This is a genomic window from Mycobacterium sp. 20KCMC460, from assembly GCF_022179425.1.
Classification (GTDB): Bacteria; Actinomycetota; Actinomycetes; order Mycobacteriales; family Mycobacteriaceae; genus Mycobacterium; species Mycobacterium kiyosense.
In genome coordinates this window covers 4,037,867-4,063,542 of sequence record NZ_AP025524.1, presented here as the reverse complement: position 1 = coordinate 4,063,542, position 25,676 = coordinate 4,037,867, and the positions used below count along the sequence as shown (strand labels likewise).

26 protein-coding genes are annotated in these 25,676 nt (G+C 65.5%); 21 read left to right on the top strand and 5 right to left on the bottom strand.

Annotation, left to right across the window (positions count from 1 at the left end):
• The first annotated feature begins 96 nt into the window (after window positions 1-96).
• From MKCMC460_RS18855 to MKCMC460_RS18845, 3 genes are all read left to right on the top strand, one after another.
• Entirely contained in the window at window positions 97-927 is an 831-nt protein-coding gene (locus tag MKCMC460_RS18855) for an LLM class F420-dependent oxidoreductase (RefSeq protein ID WP_236982354.1), read from the top strand.
• 150 nt (window positions 928-1,077) lie between these two features.
• Window positions 1,078-2,430 (top strand): DUF1214 domain-containing protein, encoded by a 1,353-nt coding sequence (locus MKCMC460_RS18850; RefSeq protein WP_236982356.1) that lies wholly within the window; start codon window positions 1,078-1,080, stop codon window positions 2,428-2,430.
• Window positions 2,417-3,769: a DUF1254 domain-containing protein gene (locus tag MKCMC460_RS18845; protein ID WP_236982358.1), complete on the top strand. Its 1,353-nt coding sequence runs from the start codon at window positions 2,417-2,419 to the stop codon at window positions 3,767-3,769. Before MKCMC460_RS18850 ends, MKCMC460_RS18845 begins: the two co-directional genes overlap by 14 nt.
• Here MKCMC460_RS18845 and MKCMC460_RS18840 read toward each other — a convergent pair.
• Window positions 3,766-4,707 (bottom strand): LysR family transcriptional regulator, encoded by a 942-nt coding sequence (locus MKCMC460_RS18840; RefSeq protein WP_236983999.1) that lies wholly within the window; start codon window positions 4,705-4,707, stop codon window positions 3,766-3,768. The two genes, MKCMC460_RS18845 and MKCMC460_RS18840, sit on opposite strands and share 4 nt — an antisense overlap.
• 92 nt (window positions 4,708-4,799) lie before the next feature.
• Between MKCMC460_RS18840 and MKCMC460_RS18835 the strand changes: the two genes are divergently transcribed.
• From MKCMC460_RS18835 to MKCMC460_RS18800, 8 genes are all read left to right on the top strand, one after another.
• Window positions 4,800-6,086 carry an SRPBCC family protein gene (locus MKCMC460_RS18835; protein ID WP_236982367.1) on the top strand — a complete coding sequence of 429 codons (1,287 nt, stop codon included), beginning with the start codon at window positions 4,800-4,802 and terminating at the stop codon, window positions 6,084-6,086.
• Window positions 6,083-6,406 carry a hypothetical protein gene (locus tag MKCMC460_RS18830; RefSeq protein WP_236982369.1) on the top strand — a complete coding sequence of 108 codons (324 nt, stop codon included), beginning with the start codon at window positions 6,083-6,085 and terminating at the stop codon, window positions 6,404-6,406. Before MKCMC460_RS18835 ends, MKCMC460_RS18830 begins: the two co-directional genes overlap by 4 nt.
• Window positions 6,407-6,410: 4 nt before the next feature.
• Complete coding sequence (locus tag MKCMC460_RS18825; RefSeq protein WP_236982371.1) at window positions 6,411-7,241, top strand: TauD/TfdA family dioxygenase; 831 nt, start codon at window positions 6,411-6,413, stop codon at window positions 7,239-7,241.
• A gap of 87 nt (window positions 7,242-7,328) precedes the next feature.
• Entirely contained in the window at window positions 7,329-9,890 is a 2,562-nt protein-coding gene (locus tag MKCMC460_RS18820; protein ID WP_236982373.1) for a SpoIIE family protein phosphatase, read from the top strand.
• Window positions 9,890-10,219, top strand: a complete 330-nt coding sequence (locus tag MKCMC460_RS18815) for an STAS domain-containing protein (protein ID WP_236982375.1) — start codon at window positions 9,890-9,892, stop codon at window positions 10,217-10,219. The genes MKCMC460_RS18820 and MKCMC460_RS18815 overlap by 1 nt, the downstream gene beginning before the upstream one ends.
• A gap of 5 nt (window positions 10,220-10,224) precedes the next feature.
• The gene (locus MKCMC460_RS18810; protein ID WP_255731162.1) at window positions 10,225-11,115 is read left to right on the top strand and encodes a DMT family transporter; all 891 of its coding nucleotides are present in this window, start codon (window positions 10,225-10,227) and stop codon (window positions 11,113-11,115) included.
• A 78-nt stretch (window positions 11,116-11,193) separates the two neighbouring features.
• Window positions 11,194-11,886, top strand: a complete 693-nt coding sequence (locus tag MKCMC460_RS18805; RefSeq protein ID WP_236982376.1) for a GAP family protein — start codon at window positions 11,194-11,196, stop codon at window positions 11,884-11,886.
• Between the two features lie 56 nt (window positions 11,887-11,942).
• Window positions 11,943-12,158, top strand: coding sequence for a DUF3072 domain-containing protein (locus tag MKCMC460_RS18800; RefSeq protein WP_236982378.1), 216 nt, complete (start codon window positions 11,943-11,945; stop codon window positions 12,156-12,158).
• A 12-nt stretch (window positions 12,159-12,170) separates the two neighbouring features.
• Here the strand turns inward: MKCMC460_RS18800 and MKCMC460_RS18795 are convergent, their stop codons facing one another.
• Window positions 12,171-12,833, bottom strand: coding sequence for a sensor domain-containing protein (locus tag MKCMC460_RS18795; RefSeq protein WP_370653190.1), 663 nt, complete (start codon window positions 12,831-12,833; stop codon window positions 12,171-12,173).
• A 188-nt stretch (window positions 12,834-13,021) separates the two neighbouring features.
• Window positions 13,022-13,564 (bottom strand): chitin-binding protein, encoded by a 543-nt coding sequence (locus MKCMC460_RS18790; RefSeq protein ID WP_236982382.1) that lies wholly within the window; start codon window positions 13,562-13,564, stop codon window positions 13,022-13,024.
• Between the two features lie 234 nt (window positions 13,565-13,798).
• Between MKCMC460_RS18790 and MKCMC460_RS18785 the strand changes: the two genes are divergently transcribed.
• From MKCMC460_RS18785 to MKCMC460_RS18765, 5 genes are all read left to right on the top strand, one after another.
• A complete protein-coding gene (locus MKCMC460_RS18785) occupies window positions 13,799-14,671 on the top strand; it encodes a hypothetical protein (protein ID WP_236982384.1) in 873 nt (290 codons plus the stop codon).
• A gap of 220 nt (window positions 14,672-14,891) precedes the next feature.
• Window positions 14,892-15,824: a class I SAM-dependent methyltransferase gene (locus MKCMC460_RS18780; protein ID WP_236982386.1), complete on the top strand. Its 933-nt coding sequence runs from the start codon at window positions 14,892-14,894 to the stop codon at window positions 15,822-15,824.
• The gene (locus tag MKCMC460_RS18775; protein ID WP_236982388.1) at window positions 15,821-16,444 is read left to right on the top strand and encodes a class I SAM-dependent methyltransferase; all 624 of its coding nucleotides are present in this window, start codon (window positions 15,821-15,823) and stop codon (window positions 16,442-16,444) included. Before MKCMC460_RS18780 ends, MKCMC460_RS18775 begins: the two co-directional genes overlap by 4 nt.
• A 108-nt stretch (window positions 16,445-16,552) precedes the next feature.
• Window positions 16,553-17,029, top strand: a complete 477-nt coding sequence (locus MKCMC460_RS18770; protein WP_236982390.1) for an ATP-binding protein — start codon at window positions 16,553-16,555, stop codon at window positions 17,027-17,029.
• 133 nt (window positions 17,030-17,162) lie between these two features.
• The gene (locus tag MKCMC460_RS18765; RefSeq protein WP_238304684.1) at window positions 17,163-17,612 is read left to right on the top strand and encodes an anti-sigma factor antagonist; all 450 of its coding nucleotides are present in this window, start codon (window positions 17,163-17,165) and stop codon (window positions 17,610-17,612) included.
• Here MKCMC460_RS18765 and hypB read toward each other — a convergent pair.
• The gene (hypB, locus tag MKCMC460_RS18760; protein ID WP_236982400.1) at window positions 17,609-18,373 is read right to left on the bottom strand and encodes a hydrogenase nickel incorporation protein HypB; all 765 of its coding nucleotides are present in this window, start codon (window positions 18,371-18,373) and stop codon (window positions 17,609-17,611) included. The genes MKCMC460_RS18765 and hypB overlap by 4 nt on opposite strands.
• Before the next feature lie 242 nt (window positions 18,374-18,615).
• On the opposite strand from hypB, the gene hypF reads away from it, so the two are divergent.
• Genes hypF through hypE form a run of 4 tightly spaced genes read left to right on the top strand, consistent with a single transcriptional unit; the run spans window position 18,616 to window position 23,330 of the window.
• Window positions 18,616-20,922: a carbamoyltransferase HypF gene (hypF, locus tag MKCMC460_RS18755; protein WP_238304683.1), complete on the top strand. Its 2,307-nt coding sequence runs from the start codon at window positions 18,616-18,618 to the stop codon at window positions 20,920-20,922.
• A complete protein-coding gene (locus MKCMC460_RS18750) occupies window positions 20,895-21,170 on the top strand; it encodes a HypC/HybG/HupF family hydrogenase formation chaperone (protein ID WP_238304682.1) in 276 nt (91 codons plus the stop codon). The genes hypF and MKCMC460_RS18750 overlap by 28 nt, the downstream gene beginning before the upstream one ends.
• Entirely contained in the window at window positions 21,167-22,270 is a 1,104-nt protein-coding gene (hypD, locus tag MKCMC460_RS18745) for a hydrogenase formation protein HypD (protein ID WP_236982402.1), read from the top strand. The genes MKCMC460_RS18750 and hypD overlap by 4 nt, the downstream gene beginning before the upstream one ends.
• Window positions 22,263-23,330, top strand: coding sequence for a hydrogenase expression/formation protein HypE (gene hypE / locus MKCMC460_RS18740; RefSeq protein ID WP_236982404.1), 1,068 nt, complete (start codon window positions 22,263-22,265; stop codon window positions 23,328-23,330). Before hypD ends, hypE begins: the two co-directional genes overlap by 8 nt.
• Window positions 23,331-23,435: 105 nt before the next feature.
• Here hypE and MKCMC460_RS31420 read toward each other — a convergent pair whose 3' ends face one another.
• Entirely contained in the window at window positions 23,436-23,570 is a 135-nt protein-coding gene (locus MKCMC460_RS31420) for a hypothetical protein (protein WP_255731163.1), read from the bottom strand.
• Window positions 23,571-23,681: 111 nt separating this feature from the next.
• Here MKCMC460_RS31420 and htpG point away from each other — a divergent pair, with 111 nt between their 5' ends.
• The gene (htpG, locus tag MKCMC460_RS18735) at window positions 23,682-25,652 is read left to right on the top strand and encodes a molecular chaperone HtpG (protein WP_236982406.1); all 1,971 of its coding nucleotides are present in this window, start codon (window positions 23,682-23,684) and stop codon (window positions 25,650-25,652) included.
• The last annotated feature ends 24 nt before the right edge of the window (window positions 25,653-25,676 follow it).

Genomic DNA, 25,676 nt, shown 5'->3' with positions numbered 1-25,676 from the left:
GAATTCTCTTGCACGGCAAGATATTCCGAATGTGCGGGAATATCTGCAGGGTGAGGGATGTCTGACGAAGCGACACCTACAGGCAGGGGAACGGCAATGAAGTTCGGGATCGCAACGTTCGTCAACGACGACAGCATCGACACGGTGACGCTGGCGCGTGCGATCGAAGAGCGCGGATTCGAGTCGTTGATGGTCGCCGAGCACACCCACATTCCGGCCAGTCGGGAATCGCCGTATCCGCTGGGCGGTGAGCTGCCGAAGATCTACTACCGCACCCTGGACCCCTTCGTCACGCTCGCCGCCGCCGCGGCCGTGACGTCGAAGATCGAGTTGTTCACCGGCATCGCCCTGCTCATTCAGCGTGACCCGATCATCACTGCCAAGGAAGCGGCGAGCATCGATGTGATCTCTGGGGGCCGGTTCGTGTTCGGCGTCGGGGCCGGCTGGAATATCGAGGAAATGCGCGACCACGGCACCGACCCGAAGACGCGCGGGGCGCTGCTGGACGAGCGCATCGAGGCCATCAAGGCGCTGTGGGCTGACGAGCCCGCCGAATATCACGGCACCTATGTCGATTTCCCCCCGTCGTACAGCCGGCCCAAACCCGTTCGCAAACCGCATCCACCGATCTTTTTCGGCGGAGATTCGGCCGCGACGTTCAAGCGGGTGGTGCGGCATCAGGCCGGTTGGCTCTCCAACCCGTTCCCGATCGAGCACGTCACCCGCCGGGTGCCGCAGTTGCGCGACGCCGCCGGGCACGACGTGCCGATGGCGATGTTCGGCACACCGAAAGACCCCGATTATTGGCAGGCCGCCGAAGAGCTGGGATTCGGTCAGCTGGGGTTGCTGCTGCCCACCAAACCGCGGGACGACTCGCTGCGGCGCCTGGACGAATTCGCGGACCTCATAGCGAAATATCGCGCCTAGCGGGGCGAGGCGAAACCCAGTCGCCCGCATCGGAGCCAGAGCGGTGACTCAAGAATGATCCGGGGCTACGCTGCTAGCTGTACCCACAGGTGTTCGTCGGTGATGTTGTGCGGCGAGTCGGCTCAGTGACGGGCACCGGGAGGGATCACCATGCGGTTCACCGCGCAGGAACTGCACGCGCGCGCCGTAGAGCGCCGCGCGGTCGAGGCGGCGCTGTGGGGCATGCCGCTGGTCAACGTGGACGCCATGCGGCAGGCCTATTTTCGGGCCGGCGCGCACTACAACGACTGCATCTTCTGGTCGAACCCCAACACGTGGATGAACCAGACCACGACACCCAACCATTCCACGAGCTACGTGATGTTCTTCATGAATCTCGCTGCGGGCCCAATCGTGGTCGAGGTCCCGGCAGCTACCGAGCAGGCGCTGTACGGGACGATCATCAACGTCTGGAACGAGCCGTTGCGCAACGTCGGAAACACCGGTTTCGACAAGGGCGCCGGCGCCAAGTATGTCGTGTTGCCGCCGGGATTCGACCGCCCGGTCCCCGACGGTCATGTGGCGGTCCCGTGCACGACCTACACCGCGTACTGTTTGCTGCGCATCATCATCGCGACCCAATCGGAGCAGGACCGCCGCGACGGCATCGACTATCTGCACACGCTGAAGATTTATCCGCTCGGGGAGGCCGGCTCAGCGATCCAATTCATCGATGTGGCGGGGCAACCGTTCGAGGCCGTCCCACGCTACGACGCGAGCTTGTTCGCTTCGCTGTCGGCGATGGTAGCGCAGGAGCCAGTCCAGGACCGCGACTTGGCGCTACTGGGCCAACTGCACCTGCTCGGCATCGGTAAAGACCTCACCTTCGATCCCGAAGCGCTGGGCGTCGACGTGCTTGACCGCGCAGCCGAGGAGGCGCATCAGTGGATGATGGAGGGCTACGCCAGCACCGGCACTCCGGTCTGGCCGCACACCGGCCGCAGATGGCGCTTCCTGCTGGACGTTCCGCTGGCTGAGGGCACCCGACTGACGTTCGTCGAGCCGGGTCGTGATCTGCGCGTCGACGTGCGCGCCTTCGCCTGGTTCGCGATGTTCGGGCCGGTGGTGCCCCCACCGCCGCAGCTCTACCTGAAGACCTACGAGTCCGATGACGGCAGCAGGCTCAACGGCGCTGGGTCCTACCGGCTGCGGGTGCCGCCCGATGTGCCGACGACGCAATTCTGGGCCGTGGACGTCTATGACGCCGCGACCGGCGCGTTCATCCGTGAATCCCCGGTAGTCGGGTTGGACTCCTACCGCAACGACGTCGACGTCAACCCCGACGGTTCGGTCGACGTGTACTTCTCCCCGGCGCCGCCGCCGGACCGCGAAACCAACTGGGTGCACACCCGCGATGGTGATCCGTTCTTCGTCCTGTTCCGCATCTACGGACCGAAAAAGCAAGCGGTCGACGGCACCTGGGTCCTCACCGACATCGAGGAGTTACCCCATGACCACCGATGACGGCGCCACGATCCAGCGGGCTTACGACGAAGCCGACCTGGCCAGGGCGATCACGGCGTACAAGTTCTTCTATCCGACGGTCTCCGGCGCGCGGATCATCCGCGGTAACGAGGCGGCGGGTCTGGTGGCCAACAAAGTTTTCGGCGTTCTCGACTGCGGGCCAACTCAATTGGTGTTCACCGCCAACTCCGACACACCGTACGGACCGTTACAGCTGGACTTGGGAATCGGGCCGCTGGTGGTCGAACTCGAACCGGGGCCCTTGATCGTCGTGGCGATGGACGTCAACCAGCGGTGGGTCGCCGATATGGGACTACCGGGCCCCGACGCGGGCAATGGTGGCAAGCACCTGCTCGTCGGGCCCGACTTTGTCGGCGAACTACCCGACACCGGTTACTACCTACACCGAGCTAGTAGTAACCAGCAGATCGTCGGCGCACGATCACTACCCGTCGACGGCGATGTCGACGGCGCCATGCGGCGCCTCAAGACCATCAAGGTCTACCCACTGCATTCCGACGTCGAGTGGACCCCGCCGCAGTGGTTCGACCTGACCGGCAAATTCCAGGACACCACGCCTTTAGGCGTCGAGAACGGCATCGAGTTCTGGCGGGTCTTGCACGAAACCGTCGACGCTGAACCGGCATTCGAGGGTTACCGAACCCACTACGGAGAGCTGGCCGCGCTCGGTATCGCCAAGGGGCAACCGTTCGACCCCGACCAGCGAATGATCGACATCCTCACCGCCGCCGCCCAGCACGGCAACGCCCAGCTGCGTGCCCAGTCGTTCGCCGACCGCTCTGCCGACCGTCACGTCTGGGATGACCGCCAATGGGAGCACGCCGCACTGCGTTTCGAGGACGGCGACTTCAACGCCACCACGCATGTCGATCTGGTGGCCCGCGAGAAATGGTTCTACCAGGCGATCGGAGCCTCGCCGGCCATGTTCCGCCGCGACACCCAGGCAGGCTCGTTGTACTGGCTGGGGCACCACGACCACACCGGCGCCCCGCTGGAAGGCGCCAACACCTACCGGCTGACCGTGCCGCTGCCAGTGCCGGCCAGATTGTTCTGGTCTGTCACGGTCTACGACGTCGGCACGCGTTCCCAGATCCAGACTCCGCAGAACAAGGCGGCGCTGCGGTCATTGTTCGAACTTCAGGGCCTCACCGGCGGCGCCGTCGACCTCTATTTCGGTCCCGCTGCGCCGGCGGGCCACGAACACGCTTGGATCCAGACCATCTCCGGCAAGAACTGGTTCACCTACTTCCGCATCTACGGGCCGCAAGCGGCCGCCTTCAACGGTCATTGGCGCCCAGGCGATTTCGAACGAATTTAGCTTGCCCCGCTTTCCAGGTCCTGGCTCCGGGCGATGTTCTCGGCGATGATCTGGCAAGCCGTGTCGTAGAAGGCGCTGATCAAGGTCGAGAACGAGAGCTCGAAGGGGTAGATCATGTGCACCGCCACCGGTTCGACGTCCCAGTCCGGCAGGACTGGGACGATGGTGCCCTCGTGCAGTTCGTCGGCGCAGATGATCTGGGTGGGCATTGCGCCGAACCCCAGCCCCTGCAGGATGTACTGCTTGCAGACCTGAAAGTTGTTGGCGCGTGCGCGCACCGGCGGCGACAACTCGTGTCGTCTTCTACCCCGGGTGACCGTGAGCTTGCGCGGACCGCCGAAGCCGAAGTCGATGAAGGGCAGGTCGTTCAACTGTGACGGCGCGGTGATGGGCTCTCCCAGGCCCTGCACGAACTTTGCTGAGGCGCACAGAAACAGGTTGAGGTCGAACACTTTTCGGGCGATCAACGTCGAATCCTGCAGTGGCCCAGGACCGAACACCACGTCGAAGCCATCCTTGACGGGGTCGACCATGCTGTCGACCAACCGGATGTCCAAGCGCGAGTGCGGATAGCGCCGCAGAAATGTGGCGCCCACTCGAGATGCGTAGTCGATACCGAGGAACACCGGCATCGCCACGCGCAGCTCGCCCTGCGGTTCTTGTCGGCTGGCCTCCGCCAGCGCGCGCACACTGTTGGCCTCGTTGAGGATGTTGACCGTGTGCCGGTAGACCTTCTCGCCAAGGTCGGTGACGGTGAGCTGGTGGGTGTTCTTACGCAACAGCTTGATGCCCAGGTCAGCCTCCAGCTTCGCCAGTTTGCGGCTGACGGTGGATTTGGGCATGCCCAGCAGCGCCGCCGCCTTCGAAAGGCTGCGGCTCTCGACAACCTTGCCGAAGATCAGCAGGGCGCCGAGGTCGAAGGGCGGGTTCTGGTCCATGAGCTTGTTCCAACTATGCAACAGGGTGTTGCGGTTCTGCATCTGTTTGGACCATTTCGGCAGCTGTTAGCGTCGGCTGCGAGGAGGGTCCGATGAGTCACGACAGCCTGGTGACCAAACCCGACAGCGGACACTGGACCGACGCGTATCCCGAGCTCGGCCGCGGTCCGGTGTCGCTTCAGGACTGCGTATCCGAGGATTTCTACGAGAAGGAACGCGAGCACGTCTTCAAGAAGAGCTGGCTTTACGTCGGCCGGGTCGAGCGGGTCCCTCGGACGGGAAGCTACTTCACCCGCGAACTCAAGGTGTTGAACACTTCGATCATCATCGTGCGCGGCAAGGACGATGTGATTCGCGCCTTCCACAACATCTGCCCGCACCGCGGCAACAAGATGCTGTGGGAAGACGATCCCTTCAAAGAGGTCTCCGGTCGTGCGCCACTGCTGTACTGCCGCTTCCACGGCTGGCGGTACAAGCTGGACGGCACCCTGCACGCCGCCACTCGTAAAGACTTGCTGCTGGACTTCGACGCCGACAGCTGCCGGGTGCCCGCGGTGCAATGCGAGGTGTGGCAAGGATTCATCTTCATCAACCTCGACCCGCACAACACCGAACCGCTGCGGTCGTTCCTCGGGGCGCTGGCCCACGGCATCGAGGGCTACCCGTTTGACGGGCCGCATCAGATCTACCGGTTTTCGGCCGAATTGCAGTGCAACTGGAAGATATTCGTCGACAGCTTCGCCGAGAGTTACCACGGCCCGTATCTGCACGCGTCCTCGTTCGGCAACCTCACCGCTGAGGCCAAAGAGGCGCTGGACAAGCCGAACCCGTTCACCGATGCGCTGGCCTACCAGCTCAGCGGCCCGCACCGGATGTTCTCGTTCGCCGGTGAGCCGTCGCGGCGGACGCCGTATTCGAAGCCGATCGAGTGCGTGATGGAGGCAAGCGCCGCAGGCCCCTGGAACAAGAGGCTCGATCGGGGTCCGATGCCCCCCGGAATCAATCCGACGCGCGCCGAAAAGTACGGGTTCGATTCGTTCCAGTTCTTCCCCAACTTCGTGCTCATCTTCGGCTCGTCGGGTTTCACCACCCACGCGCACTGGCCGACCGGCCCGCACTCGCACCTGTTCGAAGTCGAAATGTTCTATCAGCCTCCCAAGACGCACAAGGAGCGACTGGGCCAGGAACTCACCGTGACGTTCCTCAACGACATCATCCTCGAAGACGCGAGTCCGTCCGAGGGCCTGCAGGCGATGCTCAACAGCGGTGTCCTCACACACTTTACGATGAATGACGAAGAGATCCTGCTGCGCCATCTACACAAGGTGGTCGCCGACTACGTCGCGGCCGGAGAGCGGGAGAAAGCGGGGCAACAGTGACCACGGTTCTGCCGCAAGAGTTTTCACATCTGGAACACCTGGTGCCCGAGTGGGCGATCGAGGACGGCCACCAGCGTTACGTGAAGCGGGTCAACAGTTCCATGGACCAGATCCGCGAATTCTACGATCAGGTTTTTCCTTGCGCCCAGGAAGCGGTCGCCTACATCGACAAGTTCGACTACTCCGAACCGCTGCCCGACGACGTCGCGAATCTGCGCAACCTGCTCTACTCGCTGATCACCGTCTCGCTGGCGGTCGAGCTGTGGAATCAGCCTCGGGTGAAGCATTCGGCCAACACGATCCTCACCAGGGTGAGTTGAAACCATGGGACTCGGCTCGGCGCAGCTGGAAATCGTCGACCTCACAACGACTATCGGTAGCGAAATCAGAACCGACCTCGACACGCTGCTCAGCGGCGCGCAGGCCCCGGCTATCCGCGACATCCTGGAGCGGCGTGGTGTGGTGTTCTTTCGCGGATTGGACATCGGCGACGAGCAGCAGGTCGCCATCGCCAAGACGCTGGGTACCGTGGTCGCCAACGAGGGCGCCGGCGGCATCAACAAGATCTCGCTGGACGAGAACGTGAACGCCCGCGCCAAATATCTTCAGGGATCGATGTTTTGGCATTTCGACGGGTCGCTGCAGCCGCTACCGAATTTGGCCACGTTGTTGCGCGCGGTACAGCTTTCCCGGACCGGCGGTCAGACCGAATTCTGCAACACCTATGCGGCTTACGAGGACCTTTCCGATGCCGACAAGAAAGCACTGGCAGAGCTGCGCGTAGTGCACAGTGCCGAACGGTCACAGTATTACGTCACCCCGGAGATGAGTTACGCCGAGATCGCGATGTGGCAGAAGTCGCCGACCAAGGTGTGCCCGATCGTGTGGACCCACCAGTCCGGCCGCAAATCGCTGCTGCTGGGCGCCACCGCCGACTACGTCTTGGGGATGTCGGTAGGGGACAGCCGTGCATTACTTGCGCGCCTGCGCGATTGGGCCACCCAGCCCCGGTACGTCTACCGGCACGACTGGCAGCCGGGTGATCTGCTGATCTGGGATAACACCGGAACGATGCACCGGGTGCTGCCGTATGCCGCCGACAGCGGTCGGCTCATGCACCGGACCATCCTTGCTGGTGAGGAGCCGCTGGAATGAGACCGACGCACCCGCCGAGAAACCCGGCGACGTCACCCTGACCAAGTTCTGCGCCGAACTGCGTGTCCCGCGGGTTAGGTTGTCTTAATGACCACTGACCGCGGCGAGTCCGCGTTCAACCGATTGGGCCGGCGGGAGCCGGTGAGTCGCATGCACGAACAGCTCGACGAGCTCGTGGCGGCCCGCGACCTGATGGAGAAATTGGTACGGGTCATCGTCGAGATCGGTTCCGACCTCGACCTGAATGTGACGCTGCACCGAATCGTCGACGCCGCGACCGAGCTGACCGGGGCCGGCTACGGGGTGCTGGGGATCCGCTCAACCGATGGCAGCCTGGTTTCCTTCGTGCACAGCGGAATCGACGACGAGTTGGCCCGCAGATTCGGCGACCTGCCGGTAGGGGAGGGCCTGCGCATCGACGACCTGAGCACTCACCCCGGGGCGATCCCATCGCAACCGCACGGTCTGCCGCTGCGGGCATTGCTCGGAATCCCAATCGCGGTGCGGGGAGCCGATTTCGGCAGCCTTTACCTGGCCGACGATCGGCCCGGTCGTGTGTTCTCGGACGCTCATGAAGGCGCTGTCTGGGCGCTGGCGACGGCCGCGGCGGCCGCCATCGACAACGCGCGGCTGTTCGAGCGCGAACGCGAGAACGCGAAGTGGACGAAGGCCAGCCGCGAGATCACCACGGCGCTGCTGTCCGGTGACCCGCAGACCGGACCGCTGCAGCTCATCGTGAATCGGGCACTGGAACTGGCGAACGCTGAACAGGCCATCCTGTTGGTTCCACGGGAACCGGATCTACCCGCCCACCAGGTCGATACCTTGGTCGTGGCCGCCACCGCGGGGCGCTACGCGTCGGAGGTGATCGGCCGACAAGTGCCTATGGACGGTTCCACCACAGGTGGTGTCGCGCGGCGCGGTCTGCCCCTGATCACCGATTCCTTCGAATATCCGATCGAAGGGTTCACCGACGTCGGTGCGCGCCCGGCAATCGTGATGCCGCTTATCGCCCACGATTCGGTGCTCGGCGTGATCGCCGTCGCGCGTCACCCGCAGCAGCCCCAGTTCGGCACCGACTATCTCGAGCTGGTGAGTGACTTCGCGCGGCACGCAGCCATTGCATTGGCGCTGGCGGCCGGCCGCGAACATGCGCTCAACCAGGAACTGGCCCTGGCAGACACCGTCGACGAGGCGCTGCAGGGCGCCGCCGAGGAGCTGCGCCGGCAATGGCGAGCACGTCGCGTACTGGCAGTGACCTTCCGAAGGGGCAGTCACGCAACAACGTTGAGCAACGCGCCACAGGTGGTGTCGGTCGGCGAGTCCACGCAGTGGAACGAGCTGCCGTCCCGCACCCGGCAGCAGCTCGTCTCGTTGTGCGACGGAGACCTACTCACCCCCTGCACCGCAGAGCCCGGGACCGCGGGGATCGCGCTGCAGCATCCCGAAGGCGTCGTGGTCGTCTGGATCGATCTGCCCGAGCAACGGCCATTCACCCTGGAAGACCAAACTCTGCTGACCGTGCTTGCGGGCCGCCTCGGGCAAGGCTTGCAGCGGGTGTACCAGGTCGACCAGCAGCGCGAAACCGCTTTGGCCCTGCAGCATTCGATCCTGGGTCCCGCCAAACTGCCCGGCGGGTTCTCGGTGCGCTATCAGGCGGCCAGCCACCCCCTGCAGGTCGGCGGGGATTGGTATGACGTCGTCGACTTGGAGGATGGACGCATCGCGATGGTGGTAGGCGACTGCGTCGGGCACGACCTCGCCGCTGCCACCGTCATGGGACAGGTGCGCAGCGCCTGCCGCGCACTGTTGTTCGAAAACCACAGTCCCGCCGCGGCTTTGTCCGGGATGGACCGCTTCGCGGCGCGGCTGCCCGGCGCCCAGTGCACCACCGCTGTCTGCGGCGTGCTCGACCCCGCCACCGGCGAACTGGTGTATTCCAGCGCCGGGCACCCGCCGCCTATCCTGGTCCTCGCCGACGGCACTGTTCAGATACTCGACGAAGGTCACACCATCGCGCTCGGCGTGCGGCGCGATTGGGCTCGTCCGGAGGCACGTGTGATCCTGCCGGCCCGGTCCACGCTGGTCCTCTACACCGATGGTCTGGTCGAGCGTCGTCGTACCTTGTTGGAGGACGGTATCTTTCGGGTCGCGGCGGTCGTGGGGGAAGCCGAAACCGTCTCGCTGGACGGTCTTGCCGACGAAATCATGGCCCGGGTCGAGCCGGCCGGCGGCTATCAGGACGACGTCGTGCTCCTGCTGCACCGCCATCCCGCCCCGCTGGAGTTGACGTTCCCCCCCGATGCCAGCCACCTGGCATCCACCCGAACGGCGTTGCGCCGTTGGCTGTCCCAAGTCCGAGTGCGTCCTGAGCAGACGACGAACATGCTGATCGCCGCGGGTGAAGCGATGTCCAACGCCATCGAGCACGGCCACCGCGACCAGCCGGGCGGCACGATCAGCCTGGGCGCGGTGGCACTTGTCGACGAAGTGCAATTGACGATCACCGACACCGGTTCGTGGAAGCCGCCGCAGCCAACCACCACGCGGGGACGGGGTATCGCCCTGATGCGACGGCTCATGCACGATGTCACCATCAATACGGAGACCAACGGCACCACCGTTCACCTATCGGCGAGGATCACCTGATGCCCACGTTGCTCACCCTTGACACGGCGCATTCCGAAGACGGCAAACACCTGCTGATCGCGGCCGGGGAAATCGACCTGAGCAATATCGACGCGTTCAAGAACGCTCTGGCCTCGGCCACCGCCGAGGCCGCGAACACCGGCAGTCCGCTCACGGTCGACCTCAGTGCGGTGGAATACCTGGACAGCGCCGCGATCAACGCGTTGTTCGCGCACGCTGACGGCATTCGTCTCATTGCTCATCCGCTGCTGCTGTCCGCCCTCACCGTGAGCGGCCTGGCCGAGCTCGTTAACATCGAAAACGCCTCTGCGGCAACGGAATCTAACTGAGATCGGTGGGCAACACAGGGTTCGCGGCAGGGCTCGCGCTGGGGTCTGCGCTGATGGTCGGCGTCGGCGACGTCCTGCAGCAACGGTCCGCCCACCAGGTCACCGACGAACCGGTCGGCACGGCAGCGCTGTTCGGCCGACTCCTGCGCGACGGCCGCTGGTGGGCCGGCAGCTTGGTGGCCGGCGCCGGGTTCGGGTTACAGGCTGCGGCCCTCTCCATGGGTTCGGTGGTGCTGGTGCAGGCGCTGCTGGTGACGTCGTTGTTGTTCGCGATGCTCGTCAGTGCCAGGGTTGAACATCGCAGAATCACTGTCGGCCAAGGTTTTTGGGCGGTGCTGTTGGCCGCGGCGGTGGGTGTGGTGGTGACGGTGGGCAACCCTCAGTCCGGCAACTCTCGAGGTTCGCCGCAAACCTGGGCTCTCGTTACGATAATTGTCGGCACGGCGTTGGCGTTGTGTCTGATCGGTGCGCGGATGTTCCCCGGTACGGTCGGTGCACTGCTGCTGGGGCTGTTGTCCGGTGCGCTGTGGGGAGTGTTCACGGTCCTGACCAAGGGTGTCGTCGACGAACTCGGCCGCGGAGTTGCGGCGCTGATGCGGATGCCGGAGTTCTATGCGTGGGTGGTGCTGGCGATCGCCGCGACGGCCTGGGAGCAGTCGGCGTTTCGGGCCGGGCCCCTCACCGCGTCGCTGCCGGCGGTCACCATCGCCGAGCCGGTCGTCGGATCGGTGCTCGGTATCACCGTGCTGGGCGAGACACTGCGGACCTCGGGCGTCGGTCGCGTGGCGCTGGCGGTCTCGGTGCTGGCGATGGTGGCCGCGGCCGTGGCGCTGGCGCGCAGCCAGGCCGTCTCTCCGGTCAGCGGTCAGAAGTCAAGTCCCGCAACGAAAAACTGATCGCCGACGCGTGGTGGCTGCCGTCCCGGGAGGCCCCCGGGTAGGCAGTGCGACCGGTCGCCTAGGGTCGAGACTGGCATGTGGGTTCCTATTCTGGTGATGGCTGTCGCGGTGAGCCTCGAACCGTTCCGGATCGCCATGACGGTACTCATGCTCAACCGGCGCCGTCCGGCGCTGCAGCTGCTCGCGTTCCTCAGCGGGGGGTTCGCGATGGGGATGACGGTGGGTCTGTCGGTGATTTTCGTGCTGCGCAGACGCTTGGTCGCCTCCGGTCAGCTGACCGGTCCCAGAGTCCAGATCCTGATTGGTGCGCTGGCTGTGCTTGTCGCTGCGGTGCTGGTCGTCACCGTCGCGGTGGGCCGCGTTCGCGGTGGTTTCCCGGGGAAACCCGGCGACGCCGAACGGGCCAGTCCTATCCAGAAGTTGCCGGCGCGGTTTCGGCACCTGCTGACCGGACCGTCGCTGTGGGTGGCGGCGGTGGCCGGGCTCGGTATCGCGTTGCCATCGGTGGATTACCTGGCCGCGCTGGCTGTCATCCTGACCTCCGGTGCAGCGGCGATGACCCAGGTCGCGGCGCTCCTGGTGTTCAACATCACCGCGTTCGCGATGGTCGAGATCTCGTTCGTGGCGTGCCTGCTGGCGCCGGAGACCACCCGCCGGACGATGACTGCGCTGAACAACTGGGTCGGGTCGCGCCGCCGGATCGAGGTGGCCGCGCTGCTTGCCGGAGTGGGCTGCGTTCTGCTTGCGGTCGGATTAGCCGGGCTCTGAGCCCAATGTTTCGAACGGATGTGCGACGGTTATCTACTCGTGGTGAGGTGGATGACGTGAATGACGACCGGCGGCAGGCGCCGCGAGAAAACCCGGAGAAGGACACGTCCGAGTGGGTCACCGGCGACGAGCCGATGACCGGACCGCAGCGCAGCTATCTGGAGACGTTGGCGCAGGAGGCTGGACGCGACGTCCCCGGCGATTTGACCAAGGCGAAAGCCTCGGAACTCATCGACGAGTTACAGCAGCAGACGGGACGCGGTGCCCGCTGACGGGTGCGGCCGTCACGATGTGGACTTCAGCAGCTCGTCGATCTTCTTGAGCCGCTTGAGGACCAGTGCTGTGACATCGACGGTACGGTCGGGCGAGCAGCCGACGATCTGCGAGACCACGTTGGCCTTGGCGATCACCGCGAATTCGCAGACCCACCGCTGACCGGAAAGATCGGTGGTCCACTGGGCGACTTCGGGGGAGGTCGCGGCCAACGGTCCCGGGTTCACGGTCATCTTGCGGCCGTCGTCGCCCCAGGCGGTGACGGGGCGCTGGCACCCGGACACCGTCTTGCGCACCGAGTTGAGAAACCCGGGGGCGTCGAAGTTGGCCGGATAGGTCGCGGATGCCTCCAGCAGTTGGTGCTGATCCGGTTGGTGGTCCTGCTGCGTGCGCGCTTCGCGGCCGGTGTAGTTCGAGGGAAATAAGGGATAGCGGCCAAACGCCACCGCGCCGTGGCATTGCGCAGGGTCGGCGCCGACGAAGAGTGCGGACTGCATGTCGTCTTCGGTCAGCGGGCTGTTGTTGACCACCGAGATGGCACCGGATGCCGTCAGCAGATCCACCAGTTGCGACGGTTGGATCGGTCCGGTGGGGCCGGCCCCGCCTCGTGCCGCGACCGTAGGGGTACCGGCGACGATGTGGTTGCATCCGCAGAGCACGGCGCACAGCACGATGGCGAATCCGCACCGTCTGCGCGGCGAGGATCGTCCAGGCCTGATCGTGCGACCGCCAGGTGCACTGCGATGTTCCTCACCGCCGGCGAACGGCACGATGGTCTCCTTCGGCGGAGGCGATGGCTTGCACCCCCAAGCATCCACGAGAACGCCGCGGCACGCTCACCAACTCGAGCCCCTACCGGGTGCTACAGCGGAATCCATACCCCGAAGAGCCAGAAACCCCACTGGTTGAACCCGGGATTCCAGATCGGCGTCTCCTGGAAACCCCAGTAGTTGATGGGTCCGCCCATCCATCGCCCGCCGGGCGGCGGAAGGGGTCCGCCCCAGGCTGGGCGCGGTGGAGCGCCGAAACCCCAGGGTGCGGCCCCGTTGCCCCACGGTGCCCCGTGGAAGTAACCGCGCTGGGCGTCGCCGCGCCACGGTGCGGGGCCACCCGGGCCACCGGGTCCGCCCGGACCGCCGGGACCACCCGGGCCGCCGGGTCCGCCCGGACCGCCGGGCCCGTGGTTGGCCGGCGGCTGTCCGCCGGGGCCGCCTGGGCCGTGCCCGGCGAATTGCCCGCCCGGACCCCCGCCGTGTGCGCCGGGAGCGCCGCCCGGTGCGCCCGGCGCACCCTGGCCTCCGTGATTCGGCGGCGGGTCAGCGCTTGCCAAACCCGCTCCTCCCATTGCCGCTGCGCTCAGCGCCCCGGCGATGGTCAGCCCTGCTGCCAGCTGTTTCAGGTTCATGGTCCCTCGCCTGTTCTCTTGGTGAAAGCCGTGGAATCCGGCTCACATTCGCAATCTAGTTAGCTTGGCTATGAATCGCGTGTGACTGCGCGAGGTGTAACTTTTGAACCGCCGTCGGGGGCCGGTGCGAGTGCCAAATATCAACCGAATCAGCGTTTTTGGAGCGCCCGGCGTACACAATCGAGGCATCATTGCTCGCGAACCCCACCCACCGCTGACTGGGAGACCTCCGAAATGACCGAATCGGGCGAACGCACCCGCATGGCTTTGCGGGCACTTGCCCGTGCCGCCGCGCCGCGTCCCGACGCGGCGCGGCGAGCGGCCAAGGACTTCGCGCGGCCCCTGCTGCCGGCGGTGGGCGCCGAGGTCCGCTGGGCCTTTCACCCGCCGTGGACCTGGCTGTCCGGTGTCGTGGCCAATCTGGTCCTGGCCGTCGTCTGGTTGTCGGTGCAGCCACTGACGGTTGGCCACGGTCACCCGCCCGGCCGGCACTTCCACCACCACCAACTCGATTGGGTGGTGCTGGTCAGTACCTATTTTTCGTCGTTCATCCTCGCCGACGTCACCACTACGAACATGCTCGGTGCCGACCACTACCGAGTCGCGCGGGGTCTCTCCGACGGAGTGCCGCTGTGGCGGATTCTGCTGATCAAGAACCTGGCCCTGATCGTGATCGTCGGGTTGCCCACCTTGGCGGTGGCGGCTGTGCTGACGGTATCCAAGGAAGGGGTGCCGCAGTTGGCCATGACCATTCCCAATGTCGCGGTGCCCATCGTGTCGTGGCTGGGGGTGGGGAACGTGGTATCGGTGCTCAATCCAGTGCCGGCCGAGCCGCTGCTGCGGCGTTGGCGCCATCGCAGTAATCCGCGTCGCACCACCGCCTGGCTGGCGGCGATCACGTTGCCGTACGCGCTCTACTACGTGGCCGACCCGATGGGCGGCGTCGAACACCGGGTGTTGTGGACGAAGTTGCCCGCCGCGATCGGACCGGTATTAGGCCGTGACACAAAGAGTTTCGTGCATCTCGGGTTCGCCACGATGGTGTGGATCGGGGGAACCATGCTGGCCGTTCTGTGGGAGCGCAGGCGAGGATTGCGGTTCAGGTAAGCGCGCTGCCGGCGAAGTCAACGGACGTTGTTTCAGGCACTTTCCCGGATTCCGCATCCGGGATGCGCCGGTAGCACAATCGACCTCGTCGCCCGGGGCTCGGCGCGGCGACGATGGGTGGGAGGGGTGAACCGGTGGGAGCCGGCTTGACGGCACGGTCATTAATCTAGCTAAGTGTTAAACTAGCTAAGTATTCTATTTCCGATTTTGGAGAGTTGCCGTGCCACGCACCGAAAACGACACCTGGGATCTAGCTACCAGCGTGGGCGCAACCGCGACCCTGGTGGCCGCGGCCCGCGCAATTGCGACCAAGTCCGATCACGCAGTCATCAACGACCAATTCGCCGAGCCGCTGGTCCGCGCCGTCGGAGTGGATTTCTTCACTCGCTGGGTCACCGGTGAACTCCGGGCCGACGACGTCGACGACGACGAGTCGAGCTGGAAACTCGCGCACATGCCCGACGCCATGGCCGCGCGAACCCGGTTCTTCGACTCGTTCTTCCAGAAAGCCGCGCAGGCCGGTATCCGCCAAGCCGTCATCCTGGCCTCCGGACTGGACGCCCGCGCATACCGGTTGGAGTGGCCCGCCGACACGAAAGTGTTCGAGATCGACCAGCCGGAGGTCATCGAGTTCAAGACCGTGACCTTGGCGGGTCTGGGCGCCACTCCCACCGCTGACCTGCGCACCGTCGCCATCGACCTGCGTCAGGACTGGCCGACGGCCCTGCGCCGGGCGGGCCTGGACACCGAGCGCCCGACCGCTTGGATCGCCGAGGGGCTGCTGGGCTACCTGCCGCCAGAGGCACAGGACCAGCTGATGGACAACATCACCTCGCTCAGCGCCCCGGGCAGCCGATTGGCGCTGGAAGCCATCCCGCGCCGGCCGCAGCGCGACGCCGAACAGGCGCGGGAGATGATGCGCAGGTCCACCGCGAAGTGGCGTGAGCACGGATTCGATCTGGATTGGGGCGAACTCGGCTTCGAGGGCGAGCGCAAGGACGTTGCTGACTACCTGGAAACTCTGGGTTGGCGCTCGGAGGGCACCGAGATGAGCCAGTTGCTGGCCGACAGCGGTCTTGGAGTTGTCCCGCCCACCCACGATTCAGTGACGATGGCCGACACCATCTACTACACCTCGATCCTGGGCCAGTGAGCGCACCACGACGCACGCTCAACGGCGCGGTGACGTCGCTGTGGAGCTTCCTCTCGCCGGCCTATGACCTGCCATTCCTGCAGCGCTGGGTGTATCGGCCGCCGCACGACGAGGTAATCGCGCAACTGCGCGCCCACGGCGCGCGCCGGATCGCGGACGTCGCCTGCGGCACCGGCATTCTCAGCGGCCGGATCGAGCGGGAACTGCAACCCGACGAGATCTACGGCATCGACATGTCCGAAGGCATGCTCAACCAGGCTCGCGCCAAGTCCACCCGGGTGCAGTGGAAGCGAGCCCCCGCTGAACAGCTGCCGTTTCAGGACGGTGCTCTGGACGCCGTCGTATCCACCTCGGCGTTTCATTTCTTCGACCAGCCGGCGGCCCTGAGCGAATTCCACCGCGTGCTGGCGCCCGGGGGCTTGGTGGCAGTAGCCACCCTGAGCAGTCGGCAGCCGTTCCAGCCGCCCGACCGCTGGATGCCGCAGCACAATCCGTCCCCGGCCAAGATGCGCAAGATGTTCGAGGATGCCGGTTTCACCGTCAGCGACCAGCACCGCATCCGGCGGCCGCTGTGGACCCAGCTGATCTCAGATCTACTGACGGTCGGCGTCAAGAGCTGAGGCGTACCGGAGCCCGAAATGGCGCGGCTACGTAACGGTTGGTAGGGCACTGGTCACATCCAGGTGTATCCGAACGAGCAATCGGGTAGCCGAAAGCGCGTGAGCGGTATGACATCCTACGATCAAGTCGGCTTTGCTGAAGCCGGCGAACTCGGGGTGATGCATACCGGAAATGCCGACGCCTACACCGTGGCGAAGTTCCGCCAAGATCTCAGCGACTGGCTGAACCTCCATCTGGAACTCGACGAAGACCGTGCCGCCGACATTCTGCTGGCGACCGACGAAGCGCTTTCCAATTGCGCCGACCACGCCTACCGGGTGGTCGGTCAGGTGGGGTCCATGACGTTACGAATCACTTATCGACCGGCGACGACCCAGCTCGGGATCTACATCAGCGACCACGGGCGCTGGATTGAGCCCAGCAACACCGCTCCCGCTCCGAACGCGGTGCGCGGTCGGGGCATTCTGTTGATGCGTGCGCTGGCGGACAAGTGCACCATCGATGGACGGCCCGACGGCACCACAGTCTGCCTGCGCTTCGACGACTGCCCGCCCAACAGCTACGTATTAAGCCAGGCCAGCTGACTCGCAGCCCGGCCCCGCGTGACGACGCGGTGGCCGAAGCGTTGTCAAGTTGTTTCAACCATCCTGATTGTGGCTAAACCCCGTCAGGTTTCCGATGCGGTTTCCGCAGAATCAAGTCGATGAGGAGCGCAGCATGAGCCTTGCCGCGAGCGAAGTGTTTGCAGCGCCATTGCGACTGAGCCCGCGCTTGGTCGCCGAACTCGGCGCAGAGCAAAGCACGCTGCGCGCTGCTGTCCAGGGTTTCAGCTCGGCGGTGATCGTTTACGTCGGCGGCGAGATCGATGCCTACAACGACGAGACCTGGCGGGTGCTGCTGGCGGAGGCGGCGTCGTTCGCCACCGCCCCTCAGCTTTTCATCGTCGATGTGAACGGCGTGGACTTCATGTCGTGCTCCTCATATCTGGCTCTGGCAGACGAGGCGGTCAGCTGCCGTGAACGCGGTATCGACCTTTGTCTGGTCAGTCAGCTGCCATCGGTTCGCCGTGTCGTCACGGCGTGCGGGCTCGACGATCTGGTGGCCGTGCACAGCAGTGCGCCGCAAAGTCTGCAGCTGATGGAGCAAAAGCGCGAGCAAGCCTGCTAACTCGCGAATTGTCGCACCCATTCGAACCACGAAGCCATCCCTTCGCCGGTGCGTGCGCTCACCGGCAGTATTGTCGCCGTCGGGTTGACCTGCCGGATGTGCCCGATGTAGGTGGCCACGTCGGCGTCGAGGTGGGGTACCAGGTCGATCTTGTTCAGCAATACCACGTCGACGGCTCGGAACATCACCGGATATTTCAGCGGCTTGTCCTCACCTTCGGCGATCGAGTACACCATCGCCTTGGCGTGTTCGCCGACGTCGAACTCGGCGGGGCAGACCAGGTTTCCGACGTTCTCGATGATCACCAGGTCCAGCTGCGTCAGGTCCAGCCCCTGCAGTGCGCGGTTGACCATCGGGGCATCCAGGTGACACTCGCCGCCGAATCCGTTGTCGGTGTTCAGTAGCGAGATCTGCGCGCCCCGGCCGCCGAGTTTGGCGGCGTCCAGATCGGTGGCGATGTCGCCCTCGATGATGCCGACAGACAGGTCGCCGGCCAGTTCGTCGAGGGTGGCGGCCAGCACCGTGGTTTTGCCGGAACCCGGCGAGCTCATCAGGTTGAGCGCCCGAATTCCGTTGTGTTCGAAAGCTTTCCGATTGATATCGGCCCGGGTGTCGTTCTCGGCGAAGATCGACTCCAGCACTTCGATACGCTGCGCGCCGGTCGCATAGCCACTGTGGTCGCCGTGGCCATCATGGTGGTCGTGGTCGGCGTCGGCGTGACTGTGCACCGTGCCGTCGTCGTGCCGATGGAATCTACCCATTGCTCAACCTTCTTTCCTGACACCTGGACCCCTGACCGCTGACTGCCGCCCGCCGGACAGCAACGACGATTCGGGCACCACACAATGCTGCCCGCACAGAGCCGGTGGTGTCGCGAAGTAGCGCAGACTTTTTGCACGCGATCATGATTGTCGGCGCCTCCGGGCCAGGTCTAGCCTGAAGTAGACAACCCGCGCCGACAGCCCTGAAAGCGCGGAAGTCTGTCACTGCTCAGGAGGTTCGGATGGGCAGTCGAAGTGACACGGTGCGTGGCGTGCGGTTGCGGCTCGACATTCTCGGCGTGGTTCAAGGCGTCGGCTTCCGCCCCGCCGTCGCGCGCATCGCCGCACGTCATGGCTTATCCGGGTGTGTCTACAACGACGCGGGGTCGGTGCATTGCGAGTTCGAAGGCCCGCCCGAACGGGTCGACGCTGCGCTGCGTGCGATCACGGTCGACCATCCGCCGATGGCGCGCATCGACGCGATCCGGACCACCGCGCTGCCGCCGATGGGGGAATCCGGATTCCGGATCCTGGGCAGCCAGAGCGGCGATGAGCGCCGCACCTTGGTGCCGCCCGACATCGCCGTGTGCGACGACTGCCTGCGTGAACTGCGCGATCCCGCCGATCGCCGCTACGGCCATCCCTTCATCACCTGCACCAACTGCGGTCCGCGCTACACCGTGATCACCGACCTGCCCTACGACCGGCCGATGACCACCATGGCGCAGTTTCCCATGTGCGCGCGGTGTGCGACCGAATACCGCGACCCCACCGACCGCCGATTCCACGCGCAGACCATCGCGTGCCCGGACTGCGGCCCCACCCTGTCCTGGCACGGGCCGGGCGCGGACGATCCACTGCAGGCCGCCGCAACGGCGATCGACAACGGATTGATCGTCGCACTCAAGGGGATCGGCGGGTTTCATCTGGCCTGCCGCGCCAACGATGCCGCCGCGGTCGCAACGCTGCGGCGTCGGAAAAACCGGCCCGCCAAGCCTTTTGCGGTGATGGTTGCCGATATCGCCGGCGCGCGACGGATCTGCCGGGTCGATGAGCAGGCGGCCAGCTTACTGGGGTCTCCGGCCGCACCCCTCGTGTTGTTGCCCGCCCACGACGACGTGATGCTGGTCGGGGTGGCGCCCGGGCTGTCCGAAATCGGCGTGATGCTGGCGTATTCGCCACTGCACCACCTGCTGTTCGACCGGCTCGGCTCGGTGCCGCTGGTGATGACCTCCGCCAACAACTCCGGGTCACCCATCGTCTTCCGCGACGCTGACCTGGATTGGATCGACGGGCTGGCCGACGCGGTGCTCACCCATGATCGTCCCATCCACGTGCCCTGCGAGGATTCAGTGCTGACGCTGGACGGCAACGGCGCAATGGTGCCGATCCGGCGTTCCCGCGGCTACGCCCCGCTACCGGTGGCGACGCCCGCGGCGGCTGCCGGGGCAACGATCCTGGCCACCGGCGGCGACCTCAAGACCACGTTCTGTCTGATGTCCCCCGACGGGCACGCGCACCTGTCGTCGCATTTGGGGGACATGGCCGACCCACGGACCCAGAGCTGCTTCGAATCGGCTTTGGATCACCTGTCTTTCATGACCGAACGCCGTCCCGAGCTGATCGCGTGCGACCTGCACCCTGGCTACGCGACCACCAGTTGGGCGCGGCGCCAAGATAAGCCGGTCGTGCAGGTGCAGCATCACCACGCCCATGCGGTGTCGCTGCTGGCCGAACACGGCCTACTCGGCACCGCGATGCTCGCCGTCGCCTTCGACGGCACCGGCTACGGCACCGATGGCAGCGTCTGGGGCGGTGAACTGCTGATGATCACCGATCCGGCGTCGTTCACCCGGGTCGGCCACCTGCTGCCGTTCGCACTGCCGGGCGCCGACGGCGCGGTACGTCGGCCCGGCCGGATCGCACTGGATCTGCTGCACCGGGCCGGGATCGACTGGGCGCCGGACATTCCGGCCGTCCACGAGATGAGCGATGCGTCCCGGCATGTGCTGGCTCAACAGATTCCGCGCGGCATCGGGTGCATCCCGACCAGCAGCATGGGCCGGCTGTTCGACGCCGTGGCTAGCCTGCTCGGTGTCTGCCAAGAGGTGACCTACGAGGGACAGGCGGCCATCGAACTCGAGCACCTGGCCCGTCGCGGCAGTCCGGTACCGATGGAATTCGCAGTGACGGCAGGCGTTTTGGATCCGCGGCCGTTGGTCGCCGAGTTGGTCGCCGGACTGCGTGCCGGCGTCGCACCAGCCGATCTGGCCGCGGGATTCCACACCGCCGTGATCGCAGCGACGGTGCGGGCGATCGAGCAGGCCGCAGCGGGAATCCGCACCATCGGCCTGACCGGCGGGGTGTTCGTGAACCGATTACTGCGGGAGGGGCTGCGCGACCGATTGGTCAGCGATGGTTTCGACGTGCTGACGCATGCGGTGTTGCCCTGCAACGACGGCGGGCTGGCTCTCGGGCAGGCCGTGATCGCGGCGCAGCGACAGGAAAGGGGGGCCGGCCGATGTGTCTCGGAATTCCCGGCAGGGTAGTCCGCACCTGGGAGGAGGCGGGAACACGCATGTGCACCGTCGACTTCGGTGGCACCACCAAGACGGTCTGCCTGGCCTATTTGCCCGACCTGCAGATCGGTGAATACGCGATCGTGCACGCCGGATTCGCCATCACTCGGCTCGACGAAGCATCGGCCAACGAAACCCTGCGGATGTTCCAGGGACTCGGGGTGCTCGACGAGGAGTTGGCCGGAGACCAAGGACAAAGCAGCAGGGAGCCAGCATGAAATACCTCGACGAGTTTCGGGATCCGGCCGCTGCCCGCACCCTGGTCGACCACATCAAGAAGCGGGCCACCAGGACCTGGACCATCATGGAAGTCTGCGGTGGACAGACGCATTCGATCATCCGCAACGGCATCGACCAATTGCTGGACGGGGCAGTCGAATTCATCCACGGTCCGGGATGTCCGGTCTGTGTGACGCCGCTGGAGATGATCGATCGCGCGCTGGAGATCGCCGCCCGCGAGGACGTGATCTTCTGTTCGTTCGGGGACATGCTTCGGGTGCCTGGCAGCCACCACGATCTGTTCAGCGTTCGCGCCCGCGGCGGCGACGTTCGAGTCGTCTACTCACCGCTGGACGCCACCCGGGTAGCCGTCGACAACCCCGACAAACAGGTGGTGTTCTTCGGGGTCGGCTTCGAGACCACGGCGCCGGCGAACGCGATGGCCGTGGTGCACGCCCAGCGGCTCGGGCTGGCCAACTTCTCGATGCTGGTCTCCCATGTTCTGGTACCGCCGGCCATGACGGCGATCCTGAGCTCGCCCACCAACCGGGTCGAAGGTTTCCTGGCCGCCGGGCACGTCTGCACGGTGATGGGCACCGGCGAATACGGCCCACTGGTCGAGCAATACCGGGTGCCGATTGTGGTCACTGGATTCGAACCCCTGGACCTGCTGGAAGGTGTCCGCCAGGTGGTCGACCTGCTCGAGGCCGGAACCCCCGAGTTGCGCAACGCCTACCCGCGCGCGGTGACCGCCGCGGGCAACACCGTCGCGCAGCAGACGCTCGCCGACGTGTTCGTGGTGACCGATCGGCAATGGCGGGGCATCGGCATGATCCCGAAGTCCGGCTGGACTCTGTCGCCCCGTTACGCGCAATTCGACGCCGAACTCAAATTCGGTGTGGGCCACCTGCGGGTGTCCGAGTCCGCGGATTGCCACAGCGGCGAAGTGCTGCAGGGTCTACTCAAACCCAACCAGTGCCCGGCATTCGGCACTGCCTGCACGCCCCGTACTCCGCTGGGGGCGACCATGGTGTCCAGCGAAGGCGCCTGCGCGGCCTACTACCAGTTCCGCCGGCTGGAAGCCTCGGCTCATGCCTGAATTCCCGGTGGCGATCGACCCCGCGGACTGGGTGTGTCCATTGCCGCTGCGCGAAACCCGGCGCATCGTCCTGGGCCATGGTGGCGGCGGGGTGCTGTCGGAAGAACTGATCGAGAACCTCTTCCTGCCGGCGTTCGGTGGTACGCGGGGTGCGACGCGCGACTCGGCCCTGCTCGACGTCGCGGGCGGACGTATCGCGCTGACCACGGATTCCTATGTGGTGCAACCGTTGTTCTTTCCCGGCGGCAACATCGGCAACCTGGCGGTCAACGGCACGATCAACGACTTGGCGTGCAGCGGAGCGCAACCAATCGGTTTGACCGCCGGGTTCATCCTGGAAGAAGGTCTGGAACTCGACGTACTCGGCGTGGTCGCCGAAACCATGGGCAGGGCAGCGGCGCAGGCCGGGGTGAACATCGTCACCGGCGACACCAAGGTGGTGGCCAAGGGTGGCGCGGACCAGCTTTTCGTCAATACCGCCGGTGTCGGCCTGGTCCCGCCGGGCCTGCAGATCGGGCCCGAGCGGGCACGTCCCGGCGATCACATCATCGTCTCGGGCAATCTCGGCGAGCACGGTGTGGCGATCATGAGTGTGCGCGAGGGCATCGATTTCGGCACCGTGGTCACCACCGACAGCACCCCGCTGCATCGGCTGGTCGCCGCCACCCTGGACGCGGCCGGAAGCGCGGTGCACGTGCTGCGCGACCCCACCCGGGGCGGACTGGTGGCATCGCTGGTCGAGCTCGCCCGCGCGGCATCGGTGGGTGTCGAGCTGGAACTGGCGAAGATCCCTATTCCCGAGACGGTTTCGTCGGCCTGCTCATTCTTGGGACTGGACCCGCTGCAGGTTGCCAACGAGGGCAAGATGGTGGCGTTCGTCGACCCGGACAGCAGCGAAGCAGCGCTGGCGGCGATGCGGTCACGCCCGGAGGGCGCCGATGCCGCGATCATCGGTCGCGTGGTCACCGAGCACCCGGGCATGGTGGTCGGCAGAACCGCCTTCGGCACCACCCAGGTCATCGAACGCCAACTGGGTGAACAACTTCCACGAATCTGCTGACTGCGCCGCGTGACGGGGAGCGCCGGGGGATGCCCCGAAGCCGGCCACCAGATGCGAACCGCCACGCAAGGAGCGCGACGCCATTGCAGCTCATCCAGGCGCCGGTCAGTCCGGGCGCACCGTGACCCAAACCGGTTCGCGCTCGTCGCGATGCTCGGCGGCGTGAGCCGATAACCAGCAGACCGCGCCAGATCCGCCGATCACGGGTGCATCGATCATCGCGACCGCCAGGGCGTCCACTGCCCGCACATCGCCGACCTGGTGGCTGTCAAACCAAAACCCGCCCCGTAGTGAACGCGATCGATGTCTCGTCTAAATTCGGACGCGATCGGATTCGTCGGAAGGAAAATCATGAACGCGCAGGTCGAGCAGCTGGAGTTCCAGGCAGAGGCCCGGCAATTGCTGGACTTGATGGTCCACTCGGTTTATTCGAACAAAGACTCGTTCCTACGGGAACTGATCTCCAACGCCTCCGATGCGTTGGACAAGCTGCGGCTGGAAGCCTTGCGTAACAAGGACTTAGACGTCGACACCTCGGATCTGCACATCGAGATCGAGGTTGACAAAGAGGCCAGGACGCTGACCATCCGCGACAACGGCATCGGGATGACCCGCGCCGAAGTGGTGGACCTGATCGGAACGCTGGCCAAGTCGGGCACCGCCGAACTGCGCCAACAGCTTCGGGAGGCCAAGAACGCCCAGAACGAGCAGGCATCCGAGGAGCTGATCGGCCAGTTCGGCATCGGGTTCTACTCGTCGTTCATGGTCGCCGACAAGGTCCAGCTGCTCACCCGCAAGGCCGGCGAGAGCGAAGCCACCAAGTGGGAGTCGAGCGGCGAGGGCACCTACACCATCGAAGCCGTCGAAGGCGCCCCGCAAGGTACCTCGGTCACCCTGCACCTCAAGCCCGAAGACGCCGAGGACGAGCTGCACGACTACACCTCCCCCTGGAAGCTCAAAAGCCTGGTCAAGCAGTACTCCGACTTCATCGCCTGGCCCATCCGGATGGAGGTCGAGCGCCGCATCCAGGTGCCCGTCGAGGGTGCCGAGGGGGAGGGCTCCGAAGAGGAGCCCGTGGAGACCACCGAAAAGGTCGTCACCGAAACCGAGACGCTGAACTCGATGAAGGCGCTGTGGGCGCGCCCGAAAGAGGAGGTCTCCGAGGAGGAGTACAAGGAGTTCTACAAGCACATCGCGCATGCCTGGGACGACCCGCTCGAGGTCATCGCGATGAAGGCGGAGGGCACCTTCGAGTACCAGGCGCTGCTGTTCATCCCGTCCCAGGCGCCGTTCGACCTGTTCAACCGGGACGCCAAGACCGGGGTGCAGCTGTACGTCAAACGCGTCTTCATCATGGGCGACTGCGACGAACTGATGCCGGAGTACCTGCGCTTCGTCAAGGGTGTCGTCGACGCACAGGACTTGTCGCTCAACGTGTCTCGGGAAATTCTGCAGAAGGACCGGCAGATCAACGCGATCCGGCGGCGGTTGACCAAGAAGGTGCTGTCCACGATCAAGGAGATTCAGGCGCAGCGGCCCGAGGACTACCGCACCTTCTGGACGCAATTCGGCAAGGTCCTAAAGGAGGGCCTGCTGTCGGACTTCGACAACCAGGAGACGCTGCTGGCGGTGTCCTCGTTCGCCTCGACGCACAGCGAGGAGGAACCCACCACGCTGGCCGAGTATGTCGCGCGGATGAAGGAAGGCCAGACCCAGATCTTCTACGCCACCGGGGAGTCGCGCCAGCAGTTGCTCAAGTCGCCGCACCTGGAGGCGTTCAAGGCCAAGGGCTACGAAGTGCTGCTGCTGACCGACCCGGTCGACGAGGTCTGGGTTGGCGTGGTCACCGAGTTCGACGGCAAGCCGCTGCAGTCGGTGGCCAAGGGCGAGGTCGATCTGGACGGTGACGAAGAGTCCTCGACCGCCGAGCGGGAGGAGCAGCAGAAAGAATTCGCCGACCTGCTGAGCTGGCTGAAGGAGACGCTGAGCGAGCACGTCAAGGAAGTGCGGTTGTCCACCCGCCTCACCGAGTCGCCGGCCTGCCTGATCACCGACGCGTTCGGCATCACCCCGGCGCTCGCCCGGCTCTACAAAGCCTCCGGGCAGGAGGTCCCGGTCGGCAAGCGGATCCTGGAACTCAATCCGAACCATCCGCTGGTCACCGGGCTGCGCCAGGCGCACGCCGACCGGCCTGAGGATGCCACGGTCGCCGAAACCGCCGAACTTCTCTACGGCACCGCGCTCCTTGCCGAGGGCGGCGCCTTGGAGGACCCGGCACGCTTCGCCGAACTGCTGGCAGACCGGTTGGCGCGCACGGTGTAGGCCGTCGACACGGTGGTTGAAAGC